Raw genomic sequence first — 23,370 nt, forward strand, 5'->3', positions numbered from 1 at the left:
GTTGTGCTCGCGACGTGCCGTGGTGGTGGAGCGGTCAGCCGGGCAGACCGGCCGCCCAGTCCACGATCGTCGCCGCCGTCAGGTCGGCGTGGTCCTCCAGCACGGTGAAGTGGTCACCGGTGATCCCGATCAGGTCGTGCGGCAGCGGCCAGTACGCCCGCCAGTCCCACCGGCCCTCGGGATCGATCACCGTGCCCCGTACCGGGGTCTGCGCCTGGGCGACCAGGGTCGGGGTCGCGATCGGCTGCGGCTTCCAATCGGCGAACAGCCGCTGATACCGGCCCATCGTGGTGAGGTTGGTGTCGTTCAGGGTCATGTCGTACTGCGCGACCCGGCCGAGCATGCCCTCGATCATCGCGGGCAGCCACCAGTCCATGCCCGGGACCAGCGCGGTGTCGATCGGGAACGTGTCGATCAGTCCCAGTCCGACCGGGCGCACCCCCTCGGCCTCCAATCGGCGGGTCACCTCGTGCGCGATGCAACCGCCCATCGAACGCCCCACCACGATGAACGGCCGCTCGCCCACGGCCGCCCGCACACTCTCCAGATGAATCTGGATCAGGGTGTCGGCGTGCTCGGGCAGCGACTCCTCCGCCGCGAAGCCCGGTGTCCGGAGCACGAACACGTCCCGCTCGCCCTGGAACACCTGCCCGAACCGGGCGTATTCGTGCGGTCCGGAGATCGCGCTCACCGACGGGAAGCACACGATGGCGGGCCCCGTGTCGCCGGTGGCCAACCGCAGCACCGGCTTGGCGTGCCGGTCGCGCTCGGCCGGCGGGAAGGACGGACGCAGGCCCGCCGAGGCCATGATCACCTCGGCCGCGGTGTTGTACTTGCCGGCCGCGCAGAGCTGGACGTAGAAGGAGGCCAGCGCGCCCTTGGCCACCTCGGTGGGCGCGGCATCCGAAGCCGGCGCCGGCGCCGGGGACGTGCCCTGTTCGGCCAGTTCGGCGTCCAGATGCAGGGCGAGGCCGCGCGGGGTGGGGTGCGCGATCGTGACCGTGGCGGGCAGCCGGAGACCGGTCGCCGCGGACAGCCGGTTGCGCAGTTCCACGGCGGTCAGCGAGTCCAGGCCGACCTCGAGGAACGCCTGTTCGGCGTCCACCGATTCGTCGTCCGCGTGGCCGAGCACGACGCCCAGTTCGGCACGCACCAGATCCACCAGGATCTCGACCCGCTCCCCCTCGGACCCCGCCGCGAGCCGCTGCGCGAACGCCGATGCGGTGCTCGCCGGCGCCGAGCGCACCGCCCGCCGGGTGCGCCGTACGGCTGCCGAGCCGGGTACGTCCGCATCCGCCGAGGCCCGCGACCGGGTGCCGCCGCCGGCCGGCAGGCCGCCGGGCACCGGGCGGGAGATCAGCGACCCGACCGACAACACCGGCGCGCCCCGCTCGTCCGCGGCCTCCAGGGAGACCGCGTCCGGACCGGCGAACGCGAGTCGCACCCGCAGCCGCACCGCGCCGGTCGCGTGCAGCCGCACACCGCTCCAGGCGTAGGCCAGGCTCGTCCCGGCCTGCTCACCGGCGGCCGCGGCCCGCCGCACGGCCTCGACCACCGCGATGTGCAGCGCCGCGTCCAGCAGCGCCGGATGCACGCCGAACCGCGGTGCGTCCTCGGCCTGCTCCGGGGCCAGCGCGACGTCGGCGAACAGGGCGTCCTCGCCGCGCCACGCGGCCTGTAGGCCCTGGAAGACCGGGCCGTAGTCGATCCCTGCGGCGACGAGCACGTCGTAGGCGTCCTCAACCGGGACCTCGACCCCGTCGACGGGCGGCCAGTCGCCGAAGGCGAACGCGGCGTCCGTCCCGGCGTCGACCTCGGCCGTCTCCGGCGCCAGGAAGCCGCCCGCGTGCCGGGCCCAGTCCGCGTCGTCCGGCGCGTCCTCGGCCCGCGAGAACACCGCGAACCGGCGCCGCCCGTCCTCGGCCGCCGCGCCCACCGCGACCTGAAGGTGCACGGCCGTGTCCGGGTCGGTCAGGATCAGCGGCGCCTCGATCACGAGTTCGTCAACCGTGCCCAGGCCCACCTCGTCACCGGCCCGCAGCGCGAGTTCCAGGAAGGCGGACGCCGGCAACAACACCGTGTCGCGCACCGCGTGGTCGGCCAGCCACGGATGCGAACGCACCGAGATCCGCCCGGTCAGCAACACGTCGTCGCCGTCGCCGGCACGCACGGCAGCGCCCAGGAGCGGGTGTTCGACCGGGCGCAGGCCCAGCGACGCGGGCCCGGCCGTCGGATCGGCCGGAATCTGCCGCCAGTAGCGCTTGCGCTGGAACGCGTAGGTGGGCAAGTCGACGCGGCTGGGTTGGTGTTCGGCGAAGGCCGTGCCCCAGTCGACGGACACCCCACGCACCCACAACTCGGCGAGCGAGGTGTACAGGCGCTGCGCGCCGCCCTGGTCGCGGCGCAACGTGCCGACCACGACCGGACTTTCCCGACCCGCGTCCTCCAGCGTCGCCTCGATCGCGGCGGTCAGCACCGGATGCGGGCTCACCTCGACGAACACCCCGTGCCCGGATGCCGCCAACCCCCGGGTCGCCTCCTCGAACCGGACCGTCTCACGCAGGTTGGTCGCCCAGTACGCGCCGTCCATCCCGGTCGTGTCCAACCAGTCGCCGGTCACCGTCGACCACAGCGGCACCGACCCGGACGCCGGCGCGATCGCCGCCAGATCCTCGGTGATGTGTGCCCGGATCTGCTCCACCTGGGCCGAGTGCGACGCGTAGTCCACCGGAATCAGGCGGGCCCGGCCACCCTCGGCCGTCACCGCCGCGACCAGCTCCTCCAGCGCGTCCGGCTCTCCGGAGACCACCACCTGCCCCGGACCGTTCACGGCCGCGACCGAGATCCGCCCGTCCCACGCGCCGATCCGCGCGCGGACGTCCGACTCGGCCAGCGCCACCGAGGCCATCCCACCGCGCCCGGACAACGCGACGATCGCCCGACTCCGCAGCGCCACCACCCGGGCGCCGTCCTCCAGGGACAATCCGCCGGCCACCACCGCCGCCGCGATCTCCCCCTGCGAATGGCCCACGACCGCGTCCGGGACCACCCCGAACGAGCGCCACACTTCGGCCAGCGACACCAGCACCGCCCACAACACCGGCTGGACCACATCCACCCGGTCCAGGGACGGCGCGCCCTCGGCGCCGGTGAGCACATCGATCGGCGACCAGTCCACGAACGGCTCGAGCGCCTTCGCGCACTCCGCGAAAGCCGCCGCGAACAGCGGTGACTGGTCGTACAGCTCCGCCGCCATCCCGGTCCACTGCGAACCTTGGCCGGGAAAGACGAACACGGTCCGGCCCACCGGTCCGGCCGACCCGGTGACCACGCCGGCCACCGACTCGGCGCGCAGCACCGCGCCCAGACCCGCGACCAGTCGGCTCCGGTCGCCGAGCACGACGGCGCGCTCCCCGAACGCGGCCCTGGTGGCCACCAGCGAGAAGCCCACATCCACGGTCGCGGGCGACGGGTCGACGCCGAGCCGATCCGCCAGGCGACCCGCCTGCGCGCGCAAGGCGTCCGGGGTCTTCGCCGACAACACCCACGGCAGTACGGCGGGCTCCGGCGCGTCGTTGTGCTCGGCGACCTCCGGCTCCGATTCCGGGAGTTCCAGGATCACGTGCGCGTTGGTGCCGCTCACCCCGAACGCGGACACCGCCGCCCGACGCGGGCGGTCCGCCTGCGGCCAGGGCCGAGCCTCGGTCAGCAGCCGCACCCCGCCCGAGGACCAGTCCACGTGCGGCGTCGGCTCCTCGGCGTGCAGCGTCCTCGGCAACACGCCGTGGCGCAGTGCCTGGACCATCTTGATCACACCCGCGACACCGGCCGCGGCCTGCGCGTGGCCGATGTTGGACTTCAACGAACCCAGCCACAGCGGCCGTTCGGCCGGGCGGTCCCGGCCGTACGTGGCCAGCAGGGCCTGCGCCTCGATCGGGTCGCCCAGGGTGGTCCCGGTCCCGTGCGCCTCCACCACGTCCACGTCGCCCGCCGCCAGCTCGGCGTTGGCCAGCGCCTCGCGGATCACCCGCTGCTGGGCCGGGCCGTTCGGCGCGGTCAGACCGTTCGAGGCGCCGTCCTGGTTGACCGCGCTGCCGCGCACCACGGCGAGCACCCGATGACCCAGGCGCTCGGCGTCCGAGAGGCGTTCCAGGATCAGTACGCCGACCCCCTCGGCCCACCCGGTGCCGTCCGCCGACGCGGCGAACGCCTTGCACCGGCCGTCCACGGACAACCCGCGCTGCCGGGAGAACTCGACGTAGCCCATCGGCGATGCCATCACCGTGGCGCCGCCCGCGAGCGCGAGATCGCACTCGCCCGAGCGCAGCGACTGCGCCGCCAGATGCAGTGCCACCAACGACGACGAGCACGCGGTGTCCACCGTCACCGCGGGCCCCTCGAACCCGAAGGTGTAGGAGATCCGCCCGGACGCCACGCTGCCCAGCGTCCCGGTGCCCAGGTAGCCCTCCAACTCCTGCGGAACGCGGTCCGGGGCCGGCGCGTAATCGATCCCGGCGATTCCGGTGAACACCGAGGTCCGGCTGCGGCGCAGGCTCGTGACGTCGATCCCGGCCCGCTCGAACGCGTCCCACGCGGTCTCCAGGAGCAGCCGCTGCTGGGGGTCGGTGGCCAACGCCTCGCGGGGCGAGATACCGAAGAACGCCGCGTCGAAGTCCCCGGCGTCCGGCAGGAAGGAGCCCGCCGTCGTGTAGGTGGTGCCGGGCCGGTCGGGGTCCGGGTCGTACAGGTCTCGCAGGTCCCAGCCCCGATCGGTGGGGGCCTCGCCGACCGCGTCCGTCCCGGATTCGACCAGCCGCCACAGGTCTTCGGGCGAGCCGACGCCACCGGGCAGCCGGCAGGCCATCCCGACGATCGCGATCGGCTCGCGCCGGCTCGCCTCGATCTCGTGCACCCGTTTCCGGGCCTGGCGGACATCGGCCAGCGCGCGCTTGAGGTATCCCCGGAGCTTGTCTTCGTCCGACATGGAACTGCCTTTCCTGGTGGGTTCGGTGATCCGGGGGGTCAGAAGGATTCGACGTTGCCGTCGAGCAGGCCGAACAGTTCCTCGTCGCTGGCGGTGTCCAGATCGATCTCGTCCGAGTCGGCCGGTGCCGAACCGGAACCGACCGAGGGGTCGGCCCACTTGTTCGCGAGCACCCGCAGCCGGTCGAGGATCGCCAACCGCTGGGCGGAGTCGCCGAGGTCCGCCGACAGTGCGGCGTCCAGCCGGTCGAGTTCCTCCAGCGCGGACGGCAGCGGGCGGCCCGGGACCGTGCTCGCCGGTCGGTCTGCGAGCAACTCGGCGACGAACGCGGCGACCTCGGCCGGGGTCGGGTAGTCGAAGATCAGCGTGGCCGGCAGTTGCAGGCCCGAACCGGTGTTCAACCGGTTGCGCAGTTCCACGGCGGTCAGCGAGTCGAAGCCGAGTTCGCGGAAGGCACGTTCGGGCTCGACCGCGACCGGGTCGCCGTGGCCGAGCACGACGGCGGTCTCGGTGCGTACGAATTCCAGCACCACACCCTCGCGTTCGGCCGCTCCCAGGCCCGCGAGACGGTCCGGGAGCGTGGGCGCCGCGTCCTCGACGGGCCGCCCGCCGGCCTCGCTCGGCAGGCCGAGCGCACCCGCGCCGCCCCGCGCGGTCCGGCTCCCGTCGAGCCAATAGCGCTCGTGCTGGAACGCGTACGTGGGCAACTGCACTCGGCATGGCCGGTACCCCGCGTAGGCCGCGCTCCAGTCGACGTCGATGCCGCGCACCCACAACTGGGCGAGCGAGGTGTACAGGCGCCGCGCACCGCCCTGGTCGCGGCGCAGCGTACCGACCACGAGCGAGCGCTTCGTCTCGGCGGCCTCCAGGGTCTCCTGGATCGCCGCCACCAGCACCGGGTGCGGGCTCACCTCGACGAAGACCCCGTGCCCGGAGGCCGCCAGGGCTCGCGTGGCCTCCTCGAACCGCACGGTCTCCCGCAGATTGCCCGCCCAGTAGCCGGCATCCATCGACGCGGTGTCCAGCCACTCGCCGGTGACGGTCGACAGGATCGGCACCGTCCCGGACACCGGCGCGATATCGGCCAGATCGGTGACGATCCGGTCCCGAATCTCGTCCACCTGGGCCGAGTGCGACGCGTAGTCCACCGGGATCACCCGAGCCCGGCCACCCTCGGCCGTCACCGAGGCGACCAGTTCGGCGAGCAGTTCAGGCTCGCCGGACACCACCACCTGACCGGGACCGTTGACGGCGGCGATCGACACCCGCCCGCCCCAGTTCGCGATCCGCGCCCGCACATCCGCCTCGGGCAGCGCCACCGACGCCATTCCACCGCGTCCGGACAAGGCCACGATCGCCTTGCTTCGCAGCGCCACCACCCGCGCGCCGTCCGCCAACGACAACCCGCCCGCGACCACCGCCGCCGCGATCTCGCCCTGCGAATGGCCCACGACCGCGTCCGGGAGCACGCCGTACGAACGCCACACCTCGGCCAGCGAGACCAGGACCGCCCACAACACGGGCTGGACCACGTCCACTCGATCCAACGACGGCGCGCCCTCGACGCCGGTCAGCACATCGGTGGCCGACCAGTCGACGAACGGTTCGAGCGCCTTCGCGCACTCGCCGAATCGGGACGCGAACACAGGTAGCTGGCCGTAGAGTTCGGCTGCCATTCCGGCCCACTGCGAGCCCTGCCCGGGAAAGACGAACACCGTCCTGCCGAGCGTGCCCGCCGCCGATCCGGTCACCACGCCGGCGGCCGAGTCGCCTCGGGTCAGCGCGGCCAGGCCCTCGGTCAGCGACGCCCGTTCGCCGATCACCACCGCGCGCTCTTCGAGCACGGCCCGGGTGCCGATCAGGGCCGAGCCGACGTCCACCGGATCCGGGCCGCTCGCGAGGAGGTCGGCCAGTCGTTCGGCCTGTGCGCGCAGCGCCGGGACCCGCTTGGCGGACACGATCCAGGGCAGCACCGTGTCCGGGTGCGTGTCGCCCGGGTCGGGCTCGACCTCCGCCGGCGGCTGCTCCAGGATCACGTGCGCGTTGGTGCCGCTGACCCCGAACGAGGAGACCCCCGCTCGGCGGGGCCGCCCGGTCTCCGGCCACGGCTGGGCCTGCGTCAGCAGCCGCACCGCGCCCGCCGACCAATCCACGTGCGGCGTCGGCTCGTCCACATGCAACGTCCTGGGCAACACCCCGTGCCGCAGCGCCTCCACCATCTTGATCACACCCGCCACACCGGCAGCCGCCTGCGCGTGCCCGATATTCGACTTCAACGACCCCAACCAGAGCGGCCGTTCCACCGACCGGCCCTGCCCGTACGTCGCGATCAACGCCTGCGCCTCGATCGGATCCCCCAACGTCGTACCCGTCCCGTGCGCCTCGACGACGTCCACCTCACCGGCGGCCAGACCGGAGTTGGCCAGGGCCTGGAGGATCACCCGCTGCTGGGACGGACCGTTCGGCGCCGTCAGCCCGTTCGAGGCACCGTCCTGGTTCACCGCGCTGCCCCGCACCACCGCGAGCACCCGATGCCCGTTGCGCCGCGCGTCCGACAACCGTTCGAGCAACAACATGCCGATGCCCTCGGCCCAGCCGACGCCGTCTGCCGCGCCTGCGAACGCCTTGCAGCGCCCGTCCACGGACAGGCCGCGCTGCCGGGAGAACTCGGTGAAGGCGCCCGGTGAGGCCATCACCGCGACGCCGCCCGCGACCGCGAGGTCGCTCTCGCCCAGCCGCAACGACTGCGCGGCCAGGTGCAGCGTGACCAGCGAGGACGAGCACGCGGTGTCGATGGTGACCGCCGGGCCCTCGAAGCCGAACGAGTAGGAGATCCGGCCGGACGCGACGCTGCCGGCGTTGCCGTTGCCGACGTAACCCTCCAGTGCGCTGGGCACGTTGCCCGGGTGCGGCGCGTAGTCGTGGTACATCACGCCGGCGAACACTCCGGTCCGGCTGCCGCGCAGCGTGGTCGGGTCGATGCCGGCCCGCTCGATCACCTCCCACGTGGTCTCCAGGAGCAGCCGCTGCTGGGGGTCGGTGGCCAGCGCCTCGCGCGGTGAGATCTCGAAGAACCCCGCGTCGAACTCGGCGGCGTCGTAGAGGAAGCCGCCGTGGCGGGTGTACGACTTGCCGGCCGCCTCGGGGTCCGGGTCGAACAGGTCCTCGACGTCCCAGCCGCGATCGGTGGGGAACTCGCCCACCGCGTCGGTGCCGGATTCGACCAGCCGCCACAGGTCGTCCGAGGAGGCCACGCCACCCGGGAGCCGGCAGGCCATGCCGACGATCACGATCGGGTCGTCCGCCGTCGCGGCGAGCCCGCTCGCCGGCGCCGGCACCGGCGCGGCGTGCGTGTCCGGCAGATCGCCGAGCAGTGCGCCGCGCAGGTGGTCGGCCAGCGCGCCCGGGGTCGGGTGGTCGAAGACCAAGGTCGCGGGCAGCCGCAGGCCGGTGGCGGTGTTGAGCCGGTTCCGCAGTTCGACCGCGGTGAGCGAGTCCATGCCCAGGTCGCTGAACGCGCGTCGGACGCCGACCGCCTCGGGGTCCGCGCCCAGTACGCCCGCGACCTCGGTGCGGACCAGGTCGAGCAGTGCCTGCTCGCGCTCGGCCGCGCCCAGCGCGGCCAACCGCTGCCCGAGCGAGGCCGGTCCGGCCGTCTTGACGGCCTGCCGTCGGCCCGGCCGCACGAGGCCGCGCAGCAACGCGGGAACCGTCTCCGGCCGGGCTCGCAGGCCCGCCAGGTCCAGCGGCGCCGGCACCAGCACGGCCCGGTCGATCCCGCTCGGGCCGCCGTCCGGCCGCACGGCCAGGTCGAACAGGCGCAGCCCGGCGGCCGAGCCCAACGCGCGGATCCCGGCCCGGGCCGCGCGGAGCCGGTCCGCCTCGGCCAGGTGCGCGGTCATCCCGCCCGCCTCGGCCCACATGCCCCACGCCAACGACACCGCGGGCAGCCCGAGCACCCGGCGTCGGACGGCGAGCGCGTCCAGGAAGCTGTTGGCGGCGGCGTAGTTGCCCTGCCCGGGGCCGCCCAGGGTGGCCGCCACCGAGGAGAACAGCACGAAGCCGGCCAGGTCCTGATGCCGGGTCAACTCGTGCAGATGCCAGGCCGCGTCGGCTTTCGGCCGCAGTACCGCCGCCAGCCGCTCGGGGGTGAGCGCGTCGAGCACACCGTCGTCGATGACACCCGCCGCGTGCACGACGGCGGTCAGCGGATAGGCCGCAGGCACACCGGCGATCAGCGCGGCCAGCGCCTCGCGGTCCGCCACGTCCGCCGCCGCCACGGTGACCCGCGCGCCGAGCGCGGTCAGTTCGGCGACCAGGTCGGCCGCGCCCGGGGTGTCCGGGCCCCGACGGCCGGTCAGCAGCAGCCGGCGCATGCCGTGTTCGGCGACCAGGTGTCGGGCGAGCAGCGCGCCGAGCACGCCGACACCACCGGTCACCAGGACGGTGCCCTCGGGGTCCCAGCCGCGCACCTCGCGCGGATCGAGCGCCGCGGCCCGGCGCAGGCGCGGCGCGTACGGCGCTCCCGCGCGGATCGCCAGTTGCGGTTCGTCGGCGGCGAGCGCGCTCGCGTGGGCCGCGCCGAGCACGGCGTGCGAGGCGGGTTCCTCGTCCAGGTCGATCAGCACGATTCGGCCCGGCTGTTCGGACTGGGCGGAGCGGACCAGACCGGCCACCGCCGCGCCGGTCGGATCCGGTACGTCGCCCTCGGTCACCGCGAAGGCGCCGCGGGTGAGCACCAGGACACGTTCGGCGTCGCCTTGGAGCTGCGCCAACACCCGCGCGGTCTCCCGGTGTACGGCGGCGAGTGTGTCCTCGGCGGCCTCGACCGTCACCACGAGCGTTCCGTCGGCGAGCCGCATGCCGTCCGTGCCGAGTGCGATCACCGGGGCCGGCGAGCCCGGTGCGTCGACCACCACGTGGTCGACCCAGGCGAGTTCGAACAGCGCGTCCGTATCCGCCGCCTGCGACCCCTCCAGCTGATCCGCCGTCACCAGCCGTGTGGCCAGCGTGTCGATCGACACCACCGGTGCACCGCCGGCGTCGGTGGCCGTCAAGGTCAGCTCGCCGGGCCCGGTCACCGAGATCCGGATCCGGAGCGTGGTGGCGCCGGAGGCGTGCAGTCGCACGCCGTTCCACACGAACGGCAGCCGGCGCCCTTCCGTGTCCCGCGATTCGTCCAGGCCGTCCAGGGAGGCGATGTGCAGCGCCGCGTCGAGCAGTGCCGGGTGGATGCCGAACAGGGCTGCGTCGGCGTGTTGTTCGGCGGGCAGTTCGGCTTCGGCGAGGATCTCGTCGCCCAGCCGCCAGGCGGCCCGCAGGCCCTGGAACGCCGGGCCGTAGTCGATCCCGGCCTCGGCGAGCGTGGCATACGCCCGGCTCACGTCGATCGCCGTCGTGCCCGCCGGCGGCCACACCTCCACCGCGGCGCCATCGGTCCGCGTCCGGTCCTCGGCGGCGGCCAGGAAGCCGACCGCGTGCCGCGTCCACGGCGCGTCCGACTCGGCGTCCTCGGGCCGGGCGTACACGGCGATCGGCCGTCGGTCGCCGCGATCGTCCTCGGGGCCGTCGACGACGACCTGGAGATGTACCGCGTCCCGCTCACGCAGGATCAGCGGAGTCTCGATCACCAACTCGTCGACGGTGTCCAGGCCGACCTCGTCGCCGGCCCGGATCGCGGCCTCCACGAAGGCTGTTCCGGGCACCAGGACCGAACCGAGCACGACGTGCGCGGCCAGCCACGGGTGGGTGCGCACCGACAGTCGCCCGGTCAGCAGCACCGCGTGTGATCCGTCGTCCGCCGCCGCGCCCCGGCCGGTGGCCACCCGCAACGAGGCGGCCAGGAGCGGGTGATCGGCGGTGGCCAGCCCCAGGCCGGCTGCGTTCCCGGCCGTCGTGGCGGGTTGCTCGATCCAGAAGCGTCGGTGCTGGAAGGGGTACGTGGGCAGGTCGACCCGGCGTGCGCCGGAACCGGCGTACAGAGCGGCCCAGTCCACGTCGGCGCCGTGCGTGTGGGCGGTGCCGAGTGCGAGCAGCGCGGTGTCCGCCTCCGGCCGATCCCGGCGCAGCGCCGCCGCGAAGGCGGGCGGGTGGTCGCTCGCGGGCGCGTCGGCCAGGCTGTCCTGGGCCATCGCGGTGAGCACGCCGTCCGGGCCGAGTTCGAGATATGTGGTGACGCCGGCCGTCGCGAGGTGTGCGATCACGTCCCGGAAGCGGACCGCGTTGCGCACGTGCGCGACCCAGTGGCCCGGGTCGCCCAGTTCCTCGATCCCGGCCGGTCGCCCGGTGAGGTTGGAGACCACCGGGACGCGTGGCGCGCGATAGGTCAGCGTGGCGGCGACGCGCTCGAACTCGGCGAGCATCCCGGTCATCAGCGGCGAGTGGAACGCGTGGCTGACCCGCAGTCGTTTGGTCTTGCGGCCCTGTGCGGCGAAGCCGGCGGCGATCTCCAGGGCCGCGTCGGCGTCGCCGGAGAGCACGATCGAGCGCGGGCCGTTGATCGCCGCGATGCCCACCTCGTGCTCGCGCCCGGCCAGCGCGGCGGTGACCTCCTCCTCGCTCGCCTGCACCGCGATCATCGCGCCGGTGGTGGGCATCGCCTGCATCAGCCGGGCCCGGGCCGCCACGAGTGTGGCCGCGTCCGCGACGGTGAGCACGTCCGCGACGTGCGCGGCGGTGAGTTCGCCGAGCGAGTGCCCGGTGACGAAGTCCGGCCGCAGGCCCCACGACGCGTACAACCGGTACAGCGCGACCTCGATCGCGAACAGCGCCGGCTGCGCGTACACGGTCCGGTCCAGGTGTTCGGCGGCGTCCTCGGCGACGCCGAACACCACATCGCGCAGCGGGTACGGGACGTGACCTGCCAGCTCGCCGTCCAGCGCGTGCGCCACCTCGTCGAACGCGGCGGCGAACACCGGATAGGCGTCATACAGTTCACGGCCCATGCCGACGCGCTGGCTGCCCTGTCCGGTGAACAGGTAGGCGAGCGGCCCGGATCCGGCGGCCGAGCCCCGGACCAGGGTCGGGGCCGGCGTGTCGGCGGCGAGCGCGTCGAGGCCGGCCAGGAAGCCGGCCAGGCCGGTCGGCGTGTCGGCGCCCGCGACCAGCACGGCGCGCTCGTCGAACCGGGCCCGGCCGGCGGCCAGCGAGTAGCCGATGTCCACGACATCGGTCGCCTTGACCGCCGCGCCTCGTACGTGTGCCGCGAGCCGGGCCGCCTGCGCGCGCAGCGCGGCCGGCGTCCGGGCCGAGAGCAGCCAGGGCGCGGCGGCGAGCGTGCCCTCGCGCTCCTCCTCCGCCGCGGTGGTCGCCGCGACGGCTTCCGGCTGCTCCAGGATCAGGTGTGCGTTGGTCCCGCTCGCGCCGAACGCCGAGATGCCGACCCGGCGCGGACGTCCGGTCTCCGGCCAGGGCGTGGCCTGCGTCAACAGCCGCACCGCGCCCGCCGACCAGTCCACGTGCGGGGTCGGCTCGTCCACGTGCAGCGTCCTGGGCAGCACGCCGTGTCGCATCGCCTCGATCATCTTGATCACGCCGACGATTCCGGCGGCGGCCTGGGTGTGCCCGATGTTGGACTTGGCCGAGCCGATCCACAGCGGTCGATCCTCGGGGCGGTCCTTGCCGTAGGTCGCGATCAGCGCCTGCGCCTCGATCGGGTCGCCCAGCGTGGTCCCGGTGCCGTGCGCCTCGACCGCGTCGATGTCGGCCGCGCTCAACCGGGCGTTGCGCAGTGCCTGCCGGATCACCCGCTGCTGGGACGGGCCGTTCGGCGCGGTCAGACCGTTGGAGGCGCCGTCCTGGTTGACCGCGCTGCCCCGCAACACGGCCAGCACGCGATGGCCCAACCGCCTTGCGTCCGCCAGCCGTTCGACCAGCACCAGACCGGTGCCCTCGGACCATCCGGTGCCGTCCGCCGCGCCCGCGAACGCCTTGCAGCGGCCGTCCGGGGCCAGGCCGCGCTGCCGGGAGAACTCGACGAAGCCCAGCGGCGAGGCCATCAGCGTCACGCCGCCGGCGAGCGCGAGATCGCATTCGCCGCTGCGCAGCGAGTGTGCCGCCAGGTGCAGCGCGACCAGCGAGGACGAGCACGCGGTGTCCACGGTGACCGCCGGGCCCTCGAAGCCGAACGAGTAGGCGATCCGCCCGGACGCCACGCTTGCCGCGTTGCCGTTGCCGATGTAGCCGCCGACCTCGTCGGGCACCTCGCTCAGCCGGGCCGCGTAGTCCTGCCCGTTGAGGCCGGCGAAGACCCCGGTCCGGCTGCCCGCGAGCGTGGTCGGGTCGATGCCGACTCGTTCGAAGAGCTCCCAGGCGGTCTCCAGGAGCAGCCGGTGTTGCGGGTCGGTGGCCAGCGCCTCGCGGGGCGAGATGCCGAAGAACTCGGCGTCGAACCCGGCGATGTCGGACAGGAACGCGCCCTTGCGGGTATACGACTTGCCTGGTCGATCGGGGTCCGGATCGTACAACTCCTCGACGTCCCAGCCTCGGTCCTCGGGGAAGTCGCCGACCACGTCGACCCCTTCGGCCAGGATGCGCCACAACTCCTCGGGCGACTCGGCGCCGCCGGGCAGCCGGCACGCCGCCGAGACGATCGCGATCGGCTCGGGCGTCGGGTTCTGCGCCTCCTTGAGCCGTTCCCGGGTCTCGTGCAGCTCGACGGTGAGCCGCTTGAGCAGGTGGCGGATCTGCTGGTCGCTCATTGTGGTTGTGCCTTTCGCATGGACCGACAAGTCAGGAGATGCCGAACTGCTTGCCGATGAATTCGATGAGCTCGTCGTCGGTGGCCGAGTCGATCTCGTCGGCGATGCCTTCGAGTTCGGTGCCGGGCGACTCCGGAGCGGGTGCCGCGCCGGCGGCCCAGCGTGCGGCGATCTCGGCGAGCCGGACCGCGGTCGCCTCGTGTTCGGCCGGATCGGCGGCCGCGTGCGCGAGGAGCGCTTCCAGGCGGTCGATCTCGGCCCGGATGGCGTCGGCGCTCGGAACCACCCGCGGCAGCAGCTCGCCGTGCAGGAATTCGGCGAGCGCGTTGGGCGTGGGGTAGTCGAAGACCAGCGTCGCGGGCAACCGCAGACCCGTCTCGGCGGTCAGCCGATTGCGCAGCTCCACCGCCGTGAGCGAGTCGAACCCCTGGTCCCGGAAAGGCTTCCCGGCCGCCACCGCGTCGGCGGAGGCGTGCCCGTGCACGATCGCCGCCCGGGTCCGGACCAACCGCACCAGATGTGGTCGACGCTCCTCCTCGGCCAGTTCGGCGAGTGTCGCGATCAGCCTGGTGGCAGCCGTCTCGGGTGAGGTCGACGCCGAATCCGTTGCCGATCCCGAGGCCGTCGCCGAAGCCGCGGGCGCGCGCAGGAGTTCGGCGACCAGCGGGTGCGGCCGGTCGCGGAACAGCACGTCCCAGTCGATGTCGCAGACCGTCAGGTGGCTCTCGTCCGCGTCCAGGATCTGCCCGAGCGCCTCGACCGCGAGGGCCGGATCGAGCATGGTCAGGCCCTGACGGCCGAGGCGCTCCTCGATCTCCGGCGCGGCGATCCCGCCACCGGCCCAGTGCCCCCAGGACACCGAGGTCGCGGGCAGCCCGTCGGCCCGACGACGCGCGGCGAGCGCGTCCAGATAGGCGTTCCCGGGCGCGTAGTTGCCCTGGCCGGCGACCCCGCACAGTCCGGCCACCGAGGAGAACAGCACGAACGCCGACAGGTCGGCGCCCCGGGTGAGTTCGTCGAGATGCCGGGCGCCGTCCACCTTGACCCGCGCCACCCGCTGCTGCTGCTCCGGGGTCAGTTCGCCGATCACCGCGTCGTCCAGGATCGCCGCCGCGTGCAGCACGGCGGTCAGCGGGAACTCCGCCGGGATCGCGGCCAGTACGTCGGCCAGCGCGTCCCGGTCGCCCACGTCGCACGACGCGAAGGACACCCGCGCGCCCGCCGCGGCGACGTCCTCGGCCAGTCGATCGGCGCCGGGCGCGTCCGCGCCGGTACGGCTGACCAGCAGCACGTGTTCGGCCCCGCGCGCCGCGACCCAGCGGGCCACATGCCCGCCCAGCGCCCCGGTCCCACCGGTCACCAACACCGTGCCGGACGGCCGCCAGGTCCCGGCCGGCCGGGCGGCACCGAGCGGCGCGCGAACCAGCCTGCGGCCCCAGGCCCCGGTCGGCCGCACCGCGACGTCCCGCTCGTCCACCGCGCCGGCCAGCACCGCCACCAGGCGGGCCCAGGCCGGTGCCTCGGCGTCCGTGCCGGGATACGCGCTCGGCAGGTCGATCAATCCGCCCCACGAACGCGGATTCTCGGCCGCGACGACCCCGCCGAAGCCCCACACCTGCGCCTGCTCGGGTACCCGGACCGGGTCCGCCGCACCGACCGTCACCGCGCCGCTGGTCACCGCCCACAGCGGTGCCACCACACCCGCGTCGTCCAGGGCCTGGACCAGGGCGACGGTCGCCGCCGTCCCCCACGGCACCGCGTCGAACCCGGCCGCGGTGCCGTCGGCCAGTGCCAACAGCGAGAGCACACCCGCGACCGGTCCTGGCTGTGCCGCGGCCAGGTCCCGCAGCGCCGCCCGCTCGCCCCGGTCGCGAGCGACGGGAACACGCTCCACCCGGGCACCGGCGGCGGTCAGCAGCGGGGTCAGGAAGTCCGCCCACCCGCGGGCGGCCTCCTCCTCGGGCACCACGAGCAGCCAGGTCCCGGACAGGTTCCCGATCCCGGTCCCGGCGACCGGACGCCACACGATCCGGTGCCGCCACGCGTCGAGGGTGGCTCCCGAGCGCCGACGGTCCCACCACGACGACAACGCGGGCAACACCGCGCCCAACGACTCCGCCGAGGTCTGCGTACCCAGCGCCTGGGCCAGGCCCGCCTGGTCACCGCTCTCCACGAGCGACCAGAACGCCGCGTCGATCGTGTCCACCACCCCCGTGGCCGTAGCCGCGCCGGTCGTCGAACCGGCCGGGCCCGGGGTGTCGAGCCAGTAGCGCTTGCGCTCGAAGGGATAGGTGGGCAGCTCGACCCGACGCGGCCGGGTCCCGGCGAACGCGGCGGTCCAGTCCACCGCGACGCCGCGCACGAAGGCTTCGGCGAGCGAGATGTACAGGCGCTGCGCGCCGCCCTGGTCGCGGCGCAGTGTGCCGACCACGACCGGGTTCTCCAAACCCTCCTCGTCCAGCGTCGCCTCGATCGCGGCGGTCAGCACCGGATGCGGGCTCACCTCCACGAACACGCCGTGACCGGTGGCGGCGAGACCTCGGGTGGCTTCCTCGAAGCGCACCGTCTCGCGCAGGTTGGTCGCCCAGTAGGCGCCGTCCATCGCGGCCGTGTCCAACCAGTCCCCGGTGACCGTCGACCAGATCGGGATCGTCCCGGACACCGGTGCGATCTTGGCCAACTCGGCCACGATCTCCGCCCGGATTTCCTCGACGTGCGCCGAATGCGACGCGTAGTCCACCGGGATGAGCCGGGCCCGGCCGCCCTGGCCGGTGACCGCCGCTACCAACTCGGCCAACGCTTCCGGCTCGCCGGAGACCACCACCTGGCCGGGGCCGTTCACGGCCGCGACCGAGATCCGCCCGTCCCAGCCGGCGATCCGCTCGCGGACCACCACGATCGGCTCGGCCACCGACGCCATCCCGCCGCGCCCGGACAGCGCGACGATCGCCCGACTCCGCAGCGCCACCACCCGTGCTCCGTCGGCCAGGGACAGTCCGCCGGCCACCACGGCCGCCGCGATCTCGCCCTGCGAGTGGCCGACCAGCGCGTCCGGCGCCACCCCGAAGGAACGCCACACCTCGGCCAGCGACACCAACACCGCCCACAACACCGGCTGGAGCACATCCACCCGATCCAACGACGGCGCACCCTCGACACCGGTCAACACCTCGACCGGCGACCAGTTCACGAACTCCGCCAGGGCCGCCGCGCACTCGTCGAAGCGGGCCGCGAACACCGCCGATTGGCTGAGGAGTTCGGCCGCCATACCGGTCCATTGCGAGCCCTGGCCCGGGAACACGAACACGGTTTTGCCCACCGGTCCGGCCGTCCCGGTCACCACGCCCGCCGCACTCTCGCCACGTGCCACCGCGTCCAGGCCGAACGCCCAGCCGGTCGTGTCCCCGACCAGCACGGCCCGTTCCGCGAACAACGCCCGCGAGGTGAGCAGCGAGAACCCCGCGCCCACCGGATCCTCGTCCAGTGCGCCGCGCACCCGACCGGCCTGCGCCCGCAGCGCGTCCGGAGTCCGGCCGGACAGGACCCACGGGAGCACGGCCGGGGCGGCCACGAGCGGCTCCTCGACGCGCACCTCGGCAGGGGGCTCCGGGAGTTCGAGGATCACGTGCGCGTTCGTGCCGCTCACCCCGAACGCCGACACCGCCGCTCGGCGCGGCCGCCCGGTCTCCGGCCACGGCTGGGCCTGCGTCAGCAGCCGCACCGCGCCCGCCGACCAATCCACGTGCGGCGTCGGCTCGTCCACATGCAACGTCCTGGGCAACACCCCGTGCCGCAGCGCCTCCACCATCTTGATCACACCCGCCACACCGGCAGCCGCCTGCGCGTGCCCGATATTCGACTTCAACGACCCCAACCAGAGCGGCCGTTCCACCGACCGGCCCTGCCCGTACGTCGCGATCAACGCCTGCGCCTCGATCGGATCACCCAACGTCGTACCCGTCCCGTGCGCCTCGACGACGTCCACGTCCGCCGCCGTGACACCCGCGTCGGCGAGCGCCCGGCGGATCACCCGCTGCTGGGACGGGCCGTTCGGCGCGGTCAGACCGTTCGAGGCGCCGTCCTGGTTGACCGCGCTGCCCCGCAGCACCGCGAGCACCCGATGCCCGTTGCGCCGCGCGTCCGACAACCGTTCGAGCAGGACGAGTCCGACGCCCTCGGCCCAGCCCGTACCGTCGGCGGCGCCGGCGAACGCCTTGCAGCGCCCGTCCACGGACAGCCCACGCTGCCGGGAGAACTCGACGAACATGCCCGGCGTGGCCATCACGGCCACGCCCCCGGCGAGCGCGAGGTCGCTCTCGCCGGTGCGCAACGACTGGGCGGCCAGATGCATCGCCACCAGTGACGACGAGCACGCGGTGTCCACCGTGACCGCGGGACCCTCGAAGCCGAACGAGTAGGAGATCCGACCGGACGCGACACTGCCCGCGCTCCCGGTGCCGAGATAGCCCTCCAGGCCCTCGGGCGCCTCGGTCAGGCCGCGCCCGTAGTCGTGACCGGCCATGCCGGCGAACACGCCGGTCCGGCTCCCGATCAGCGTGTCCGGGTTGATCCCGGCCCGCTCGAACGCCTCCCACGCGGTCTCCAGGAGCAGCCGCTGCTGCGGGTCCATGGCCAGCGCCTCGCGCGGCGAGATGCCGAAGAACGCGCTGTCGAACCCGGTCGCGTCGGACAGGAAGGCACCCGCACGGGTGTACGACGTGCCCACCCGGTCCGGATCCGGGTCGTACAGGCCATCGATGTCCCATCCCCGGTCGGTGGGGAACTCGCCGACGGCATCCGTACCGGCCTCCACGAGCCGCCACAGGTCGGCGGGCGAACTCACCCCACCGGGAAGGCGGCAGGCCATCCCGACGATCACGATCGGATCGTCGGCGTCCGCCCGAGCCGCCGCGCCGGCGGCGGCCGTCGTCTCGGTCTCGCCGACGCCACCGACGTCGCCGAAGATCTCACCGCGCAGGAATTCGGCGAGCGCGTTGGGCGTGGGATAGTCGAAGACCAGCGTCGCGGGCAGCCGCAGACCCGTCTCGGCGGTCAGCCGATTGCGCAGCTCCACCGCCGTCAGCGAATCGAACCCCTGGTCCCGGAACGGCTTCCCGGGATCCACGGCGGCGGCGCCGCGGTGGCCCTGGACCACCGCCGCCTGGGTACGCACCGCCTCGACCAGGAAGCGCAGCCGGTCGGCCGAGCCCAGCCCGGTCAACCGGGTCGCGAAGGTGTCGCCGCCGGCCTCGGCGAGTGCGGGCGCGGACGCGGCGGGATCCGGGCCCTTCGCGCCGAGCAGTTCGGCGACCAGCGGCGCGCGCCGATCCCGGAACAACACGTCCCAGTCGATGTCGCACACCGTCAGATGCGACTCGTCCGCGTCGAGCACCCGGCCCAGCACCCGGATGGCCGCATCCGGGTCGAGCATCCGCAACCCCTGTCGGGTCAGCCGCTGTTCGACCTCGGGAGCGGCGATCCCGCCACCGGCCCAGTGGCCCCACGAGATCGCCGTCGCGGGCAGCCCGGCGGCGCGGCGCCGGGCGGCCAGCGCGTCGAGGTGGGCGTTGCCGGGCGCGTAGTTGCCCTGGCCGGGCACGCCGCAGATGCCCGCGAGCGAGGAGAACAACACGAACGCGGACAGGTCGAGGTCGCGGGTGAGTTCGTCCAGGTGGCGGGCGCCGTCCACCTTGACCCGCAACACACGGTCGAGTTGATCGAGGGTCAGGTCGGCGATCACCGCGTCGTCGAGCACCGCCGCCGCGTGCACGACGGCGGTGAGCGGGAATTGTGCGGGGACGCCCGCGAGTACGTCCGCCAGCGTGGTGCGGTCGCCGACGTCGCAGGCCGCGAAGGACACCCTGGCGCCGGACGCCTCCAGGTCCGCCGCGAGGGCCGGTGCGTCCGGGGCCTCGGCCCCCGACCTGCTCACCAGCAGCACGTGTTCGGCGCCGCGCGCCGCGACCCAGCGGGCCACGTGCCCGCCCAGCGCTCCGGTGCCGCCGGTGACCAGCACGGTCCCGGACGGCTGCCACGACCCGGCCGAGGAGCCGGCCGCGTGTGGTGCCCGGACCAGCCTGCGGGCCCACGTCGCCGCGCCGCGGATCGCGATCTCGCTCTCCCCCGCCGCGCCGGACAACACGGCGCTCAGCCGTGTGGCCGCCGCGTCCGCCGGCAGCGCGTCCGGAATGTCGATCAAACCGCCCCACAGGTCCGGGAGTTCGGCCGCGGCGATGCCGCCGAAGCCCCACACCTGGGCCTGTTCCGGCACCCGGACGGGGTCGTCCGCGTCCACCGAGACCGCACCGCCCGTGACCGCCCACACCGGAGCGTGCACGTCCGCGTCGCCCAGGCCCTGGACCAGCGCCAGTGTCGCCGCCGCGCCCCACGGCACCGCCGGGTACGCGGTGACCGACCCTTCGGCCAGGGCGAGCAGCGACACGATCCCGGTCACCGGCTCCCCGGCGGCCTCCGCGAGCAGCGCGCGCAGCGCGGCGCGATCCGCCTGTTCACGGCCCACCACGACGGGCACCACCCGAGCCCCGAAGGATGCCAGGGCGGTATCGAACCACCGGGCCACCGGGCCGGAGGCCGACCCCTCCGGAAGCGCCAGCAGCCAGGTGCCGGTGAGCCGCTCGCCGCCCTCCGCGCCCGCCACCGGCCGCCAGACGATGCGATGCCGCCAGGCATCCGTGCCGGCATCGGAACGGCGCCGGTCCCACCACGAGGACAGGGCCGGCAACACCGCGCCGAGCGGCTCGGCCAGATCGCCGTCGACGTCGCCCAGCGCGGCGGACAGACCCGCGCGGTCGCCGCCCTCGACGAGGTCCCAGAAGGCCGCGTCGACCGCCACTGCGGCGGGCGGCGTGTACTCGCCGGTGTCCAGCCAGAACCGCTCACGCTGGAACGCGTAGGTCGGCAGGGACACCCGCTCGACCGCCCCCGCCTCGAACGCGACGTCCCACGCGACCGGTACACCGCGCACGAACGCCTCGGCCAGCGAGGTGTGCAACCGGAGCAGATCGCCCTGATCGCGGCGCAGCGTGCCGACCACGACGGTGTCGGCCGCGCCGATCTCCTCCAGCGTGTCCTGGATCGCGGCGGTCAGCACGGGATGCGGGCTCACCTCGACGAACACGCCGTGATCGGCGTCCGCGAGCGCGCGCACGGCCTCAGCGAACCGCACGGTCTCGCGCAGATTCGTCGCCCAGTACCCGCCGTCCAGTTCGGCGGTGTCGATCCACGCGCCGGTCACCGTCGACCAGAGCGGGATCGTCCCCGAGGTCGGCGCGATCGCGGCCAGGTCGGCGACGATGCGCGCGCGGATCTCCTCCACCTGGGCCGAGTGCGACGCGTAGTCCACCGGGATCACCCGGGCCCGACCGCCCTCCGCGGTCACCGCGGCGACCAGTTCCTCCAGCGCGTCCGGCGCGCCCGAGACCACCACCTGACCCGGGCCGTTGACCGCCGCGACGGAGATCCGCCCGTCCCAACCGGCGATACGCGCCCGGGCCTCGGGCTCGGCCAGCGCCACCGAGGCCATCCCGCCCCGTCCGGACAGCGCGAGGATCGCCCGACTGCGCAGCGCGACCACCGTGGCCCCGTCCTCCAGGGACAACCCGCCGGCCACCACCGCGGCCGCGATCTCGCCCTGCGAGTGACCGACGAGCGCGTCCGGGACGACCCCGTACGCCCGCCACACCTCGGCCAGCGACACCAGCACCGCCCACAACACCGGCTGGACCACGTCCACCCGATCCAACGACGGCGCGCCCTCGTCACCGATCAACACCTCGACCGGCGACCAATCCACGTGCGCTTCCAGCGCCTTCGCGCACTCGTCGAACCGTGCCGCGAACACCGGCGACTGGGCGTACAGGTCGGCGGCCATCCCGGCCCACTGCGAGCCCTGTCCGGGAAAGACGAACACGGTCCTCCCGGCCGCGTCCGCCGTGCCGGTGACCACGTCCGGTGCCGATTCGCCACGTGTCAACGCGCCCAGCCCGGAGGTCAGCGCGGCCCGATCCGCGCCCACCACGACCGCCCGCTCGCCGAAGACCGAGCGCGCGGAGGCCAGTGAGAAGCCCACCTCGGCGGCGTCGATCGCGGGGGCGGCGTCGAGTCGCTCGCCCAGTCGAGCGGCCTGGGCTCGAAGTGCCCGCGGCGACTTGGCGGAGAGCACCCACGGGGTCGACGGTGCGGGCGCCGGCGGCGGAACCGGCCGCGAGTCGCGATCCTCGTCCGGGAGTTCCAGGATCACGTGCGCGTTGGTGCCACTCACCCCGAACGCGGACACCGCCGCGCGGCGCGGCGCGGCCGTCTCCGGCCACGACCGGGCCTCGGTCAGCAGCCGTACCCCGCCCGAGGACCAGTCCACGTGCGTGGTGGGTTCGTCCACGTGCAGGGTCTTGGGCAGTACGCCGTGCCGCAGCGCCTGGACCATCTTGATCACGCCGGCCACGCCCGCCGCGGCCTGCGCGTGGCCGATGTTGGACTTCAACGAACCCAGCCACAACGGCCGTTCCGGCGCCCGGTCCCGGCCGTAGGTGGCCAGCAGCGCCTGCGCCTCGATCGGGTCGCCGAGCCGGGTGCCGGTGCCGTGTGCCTCGACCACGTCCACATCGGCCGGGGTCAGGCCCGCGTTGGCCAGCGCCCGGCGGATCACCCGCTGCTGGGAGGGGCCGTTGGGCGCGGTGAGCTGGCTGCTGGTGCCGTCCTGGTTGACCGCGCTGCCCCGGATCACCGCGAGCACCCGGTGCCCGGCCGCGCGTGCGTCGGAGAGCCGCTCCAGCACCAGCAGCCCGACGCCCTCGGCCCAGCCGGTGCCGTCGGCGGCGCCGGCGAACGCCTTGCACCGGCCGTCCGCGGACAGGCCGCGCTGGCGGGCGAACTCGACGAACATCCCGGGCGATGCCATCACCGTGGCGCCGCCCGCGAGCGCGAGATCGCACTCGCCCGAGCGCAGCGACTGCGCCGCCAGATGCAGCGCCACCAACGACGACGAGCACGCGGTGTCCACCGTCACCGCGGGCCCCTCGAACCCGAAGGTGTAGGAGATCCGCCCGGACGCCACGCTCGTGGTGCTGCCGGTGAGCACATAGCCGTCCACCCGGTCGGGCGTGGTCTTGTACAGCCGCGGCGTGTACTCCTGTGCGATCACACCGGCGAAGACCCCGGTGGACGAGCCGCGGATCGCCGCCGGATCGATCCCGGCGTCCTCCAGGGCCTCCCACGCGGTCTCCAGGAGCAGCCGCTGCTGGGGATCGGCGGCGAGCGCCTCGCGCGGCGAGAGGCCGAAGAAGGACGCGTCGAATTCGGCCGCGTCGTGCAGGAATCCGCCCTGGCGGGTGTACGTCCTGCCGACCGCGTCCGGGTCCGGGTCGTACAGACCGTCCAGGTCCCATCCCCGGTCGGTCGGGAAGCCGCCGACCGCGTCCCGGCCCTCGGCAACCAGCCGCCACAGGTCGTCCGCCGAGTGCACGCCGCCCGGCAGCCGGCAGCCGATACCGACCACGGCGATCGGTTCGTTCCGGGCTTCCTCGTTCTCCCGCAGCCGGCGCCGGGCCTGGTGCAGGTCGGCGGTCACCCGGGTGAGGTAGTCGCGCAGCTTCTCTTCGTTCGCCATGGGGTATCTGCCTTTTCCGTGCGGCGGCTTCGCCGTGGTGGTGGTGCCAGTCGTGGGGGCCC

At 74.0% G+C, this 23,370-nt stretch carries 2 protein-coding genes and 1 pseudogene; all 3 read right to left on the reverse strand.

Features of this window, described 5'->3' with window-relative positions; all coding sequences use genetic code 11:
- Positions 1–34 precede the first annotated feature (34 nt).
- Positions 35–4,981, reverse strand: a pseudogene (locus ACIBSV_RS04280) (acyltransferase domain-containing protein); the annotation flags it as partial.
- A 41-nt stretch (positions 4,982–5,022) separates the two neighbouring features.
- Entirely contained in the window at positions 5,023–13,713 is an 8,691-nt protein-coding gene (locus tag ACIBSV_RS04285) for a type I polyketide synthase (protein ID WP_395859419.1), read from the reverse strand.
- A gap of 1 nt (position 13,714) precedes the next feature.
- Positions 13,715–23,308, reverse strand: a complete 9,594-nt coding sequence (locus ACIBSV_RS04290; protein WP_395859420.1) for a type I polyketide synthase — start codon at positions 23,306–23,308, stop codon at positions 13,715–13,717.
- Positions 23,309–23,370: the final 62 nt, after the last annotated feature.

It is taken from the genome of Embleya sp. NPDC050154 (assembly GCF_044460165.1).
Taxonomy (GTDB): Bacteria; Actinomycetota; Actinomycetes; order Streptomycetales; family Streptomycetaceae; genus Embleya.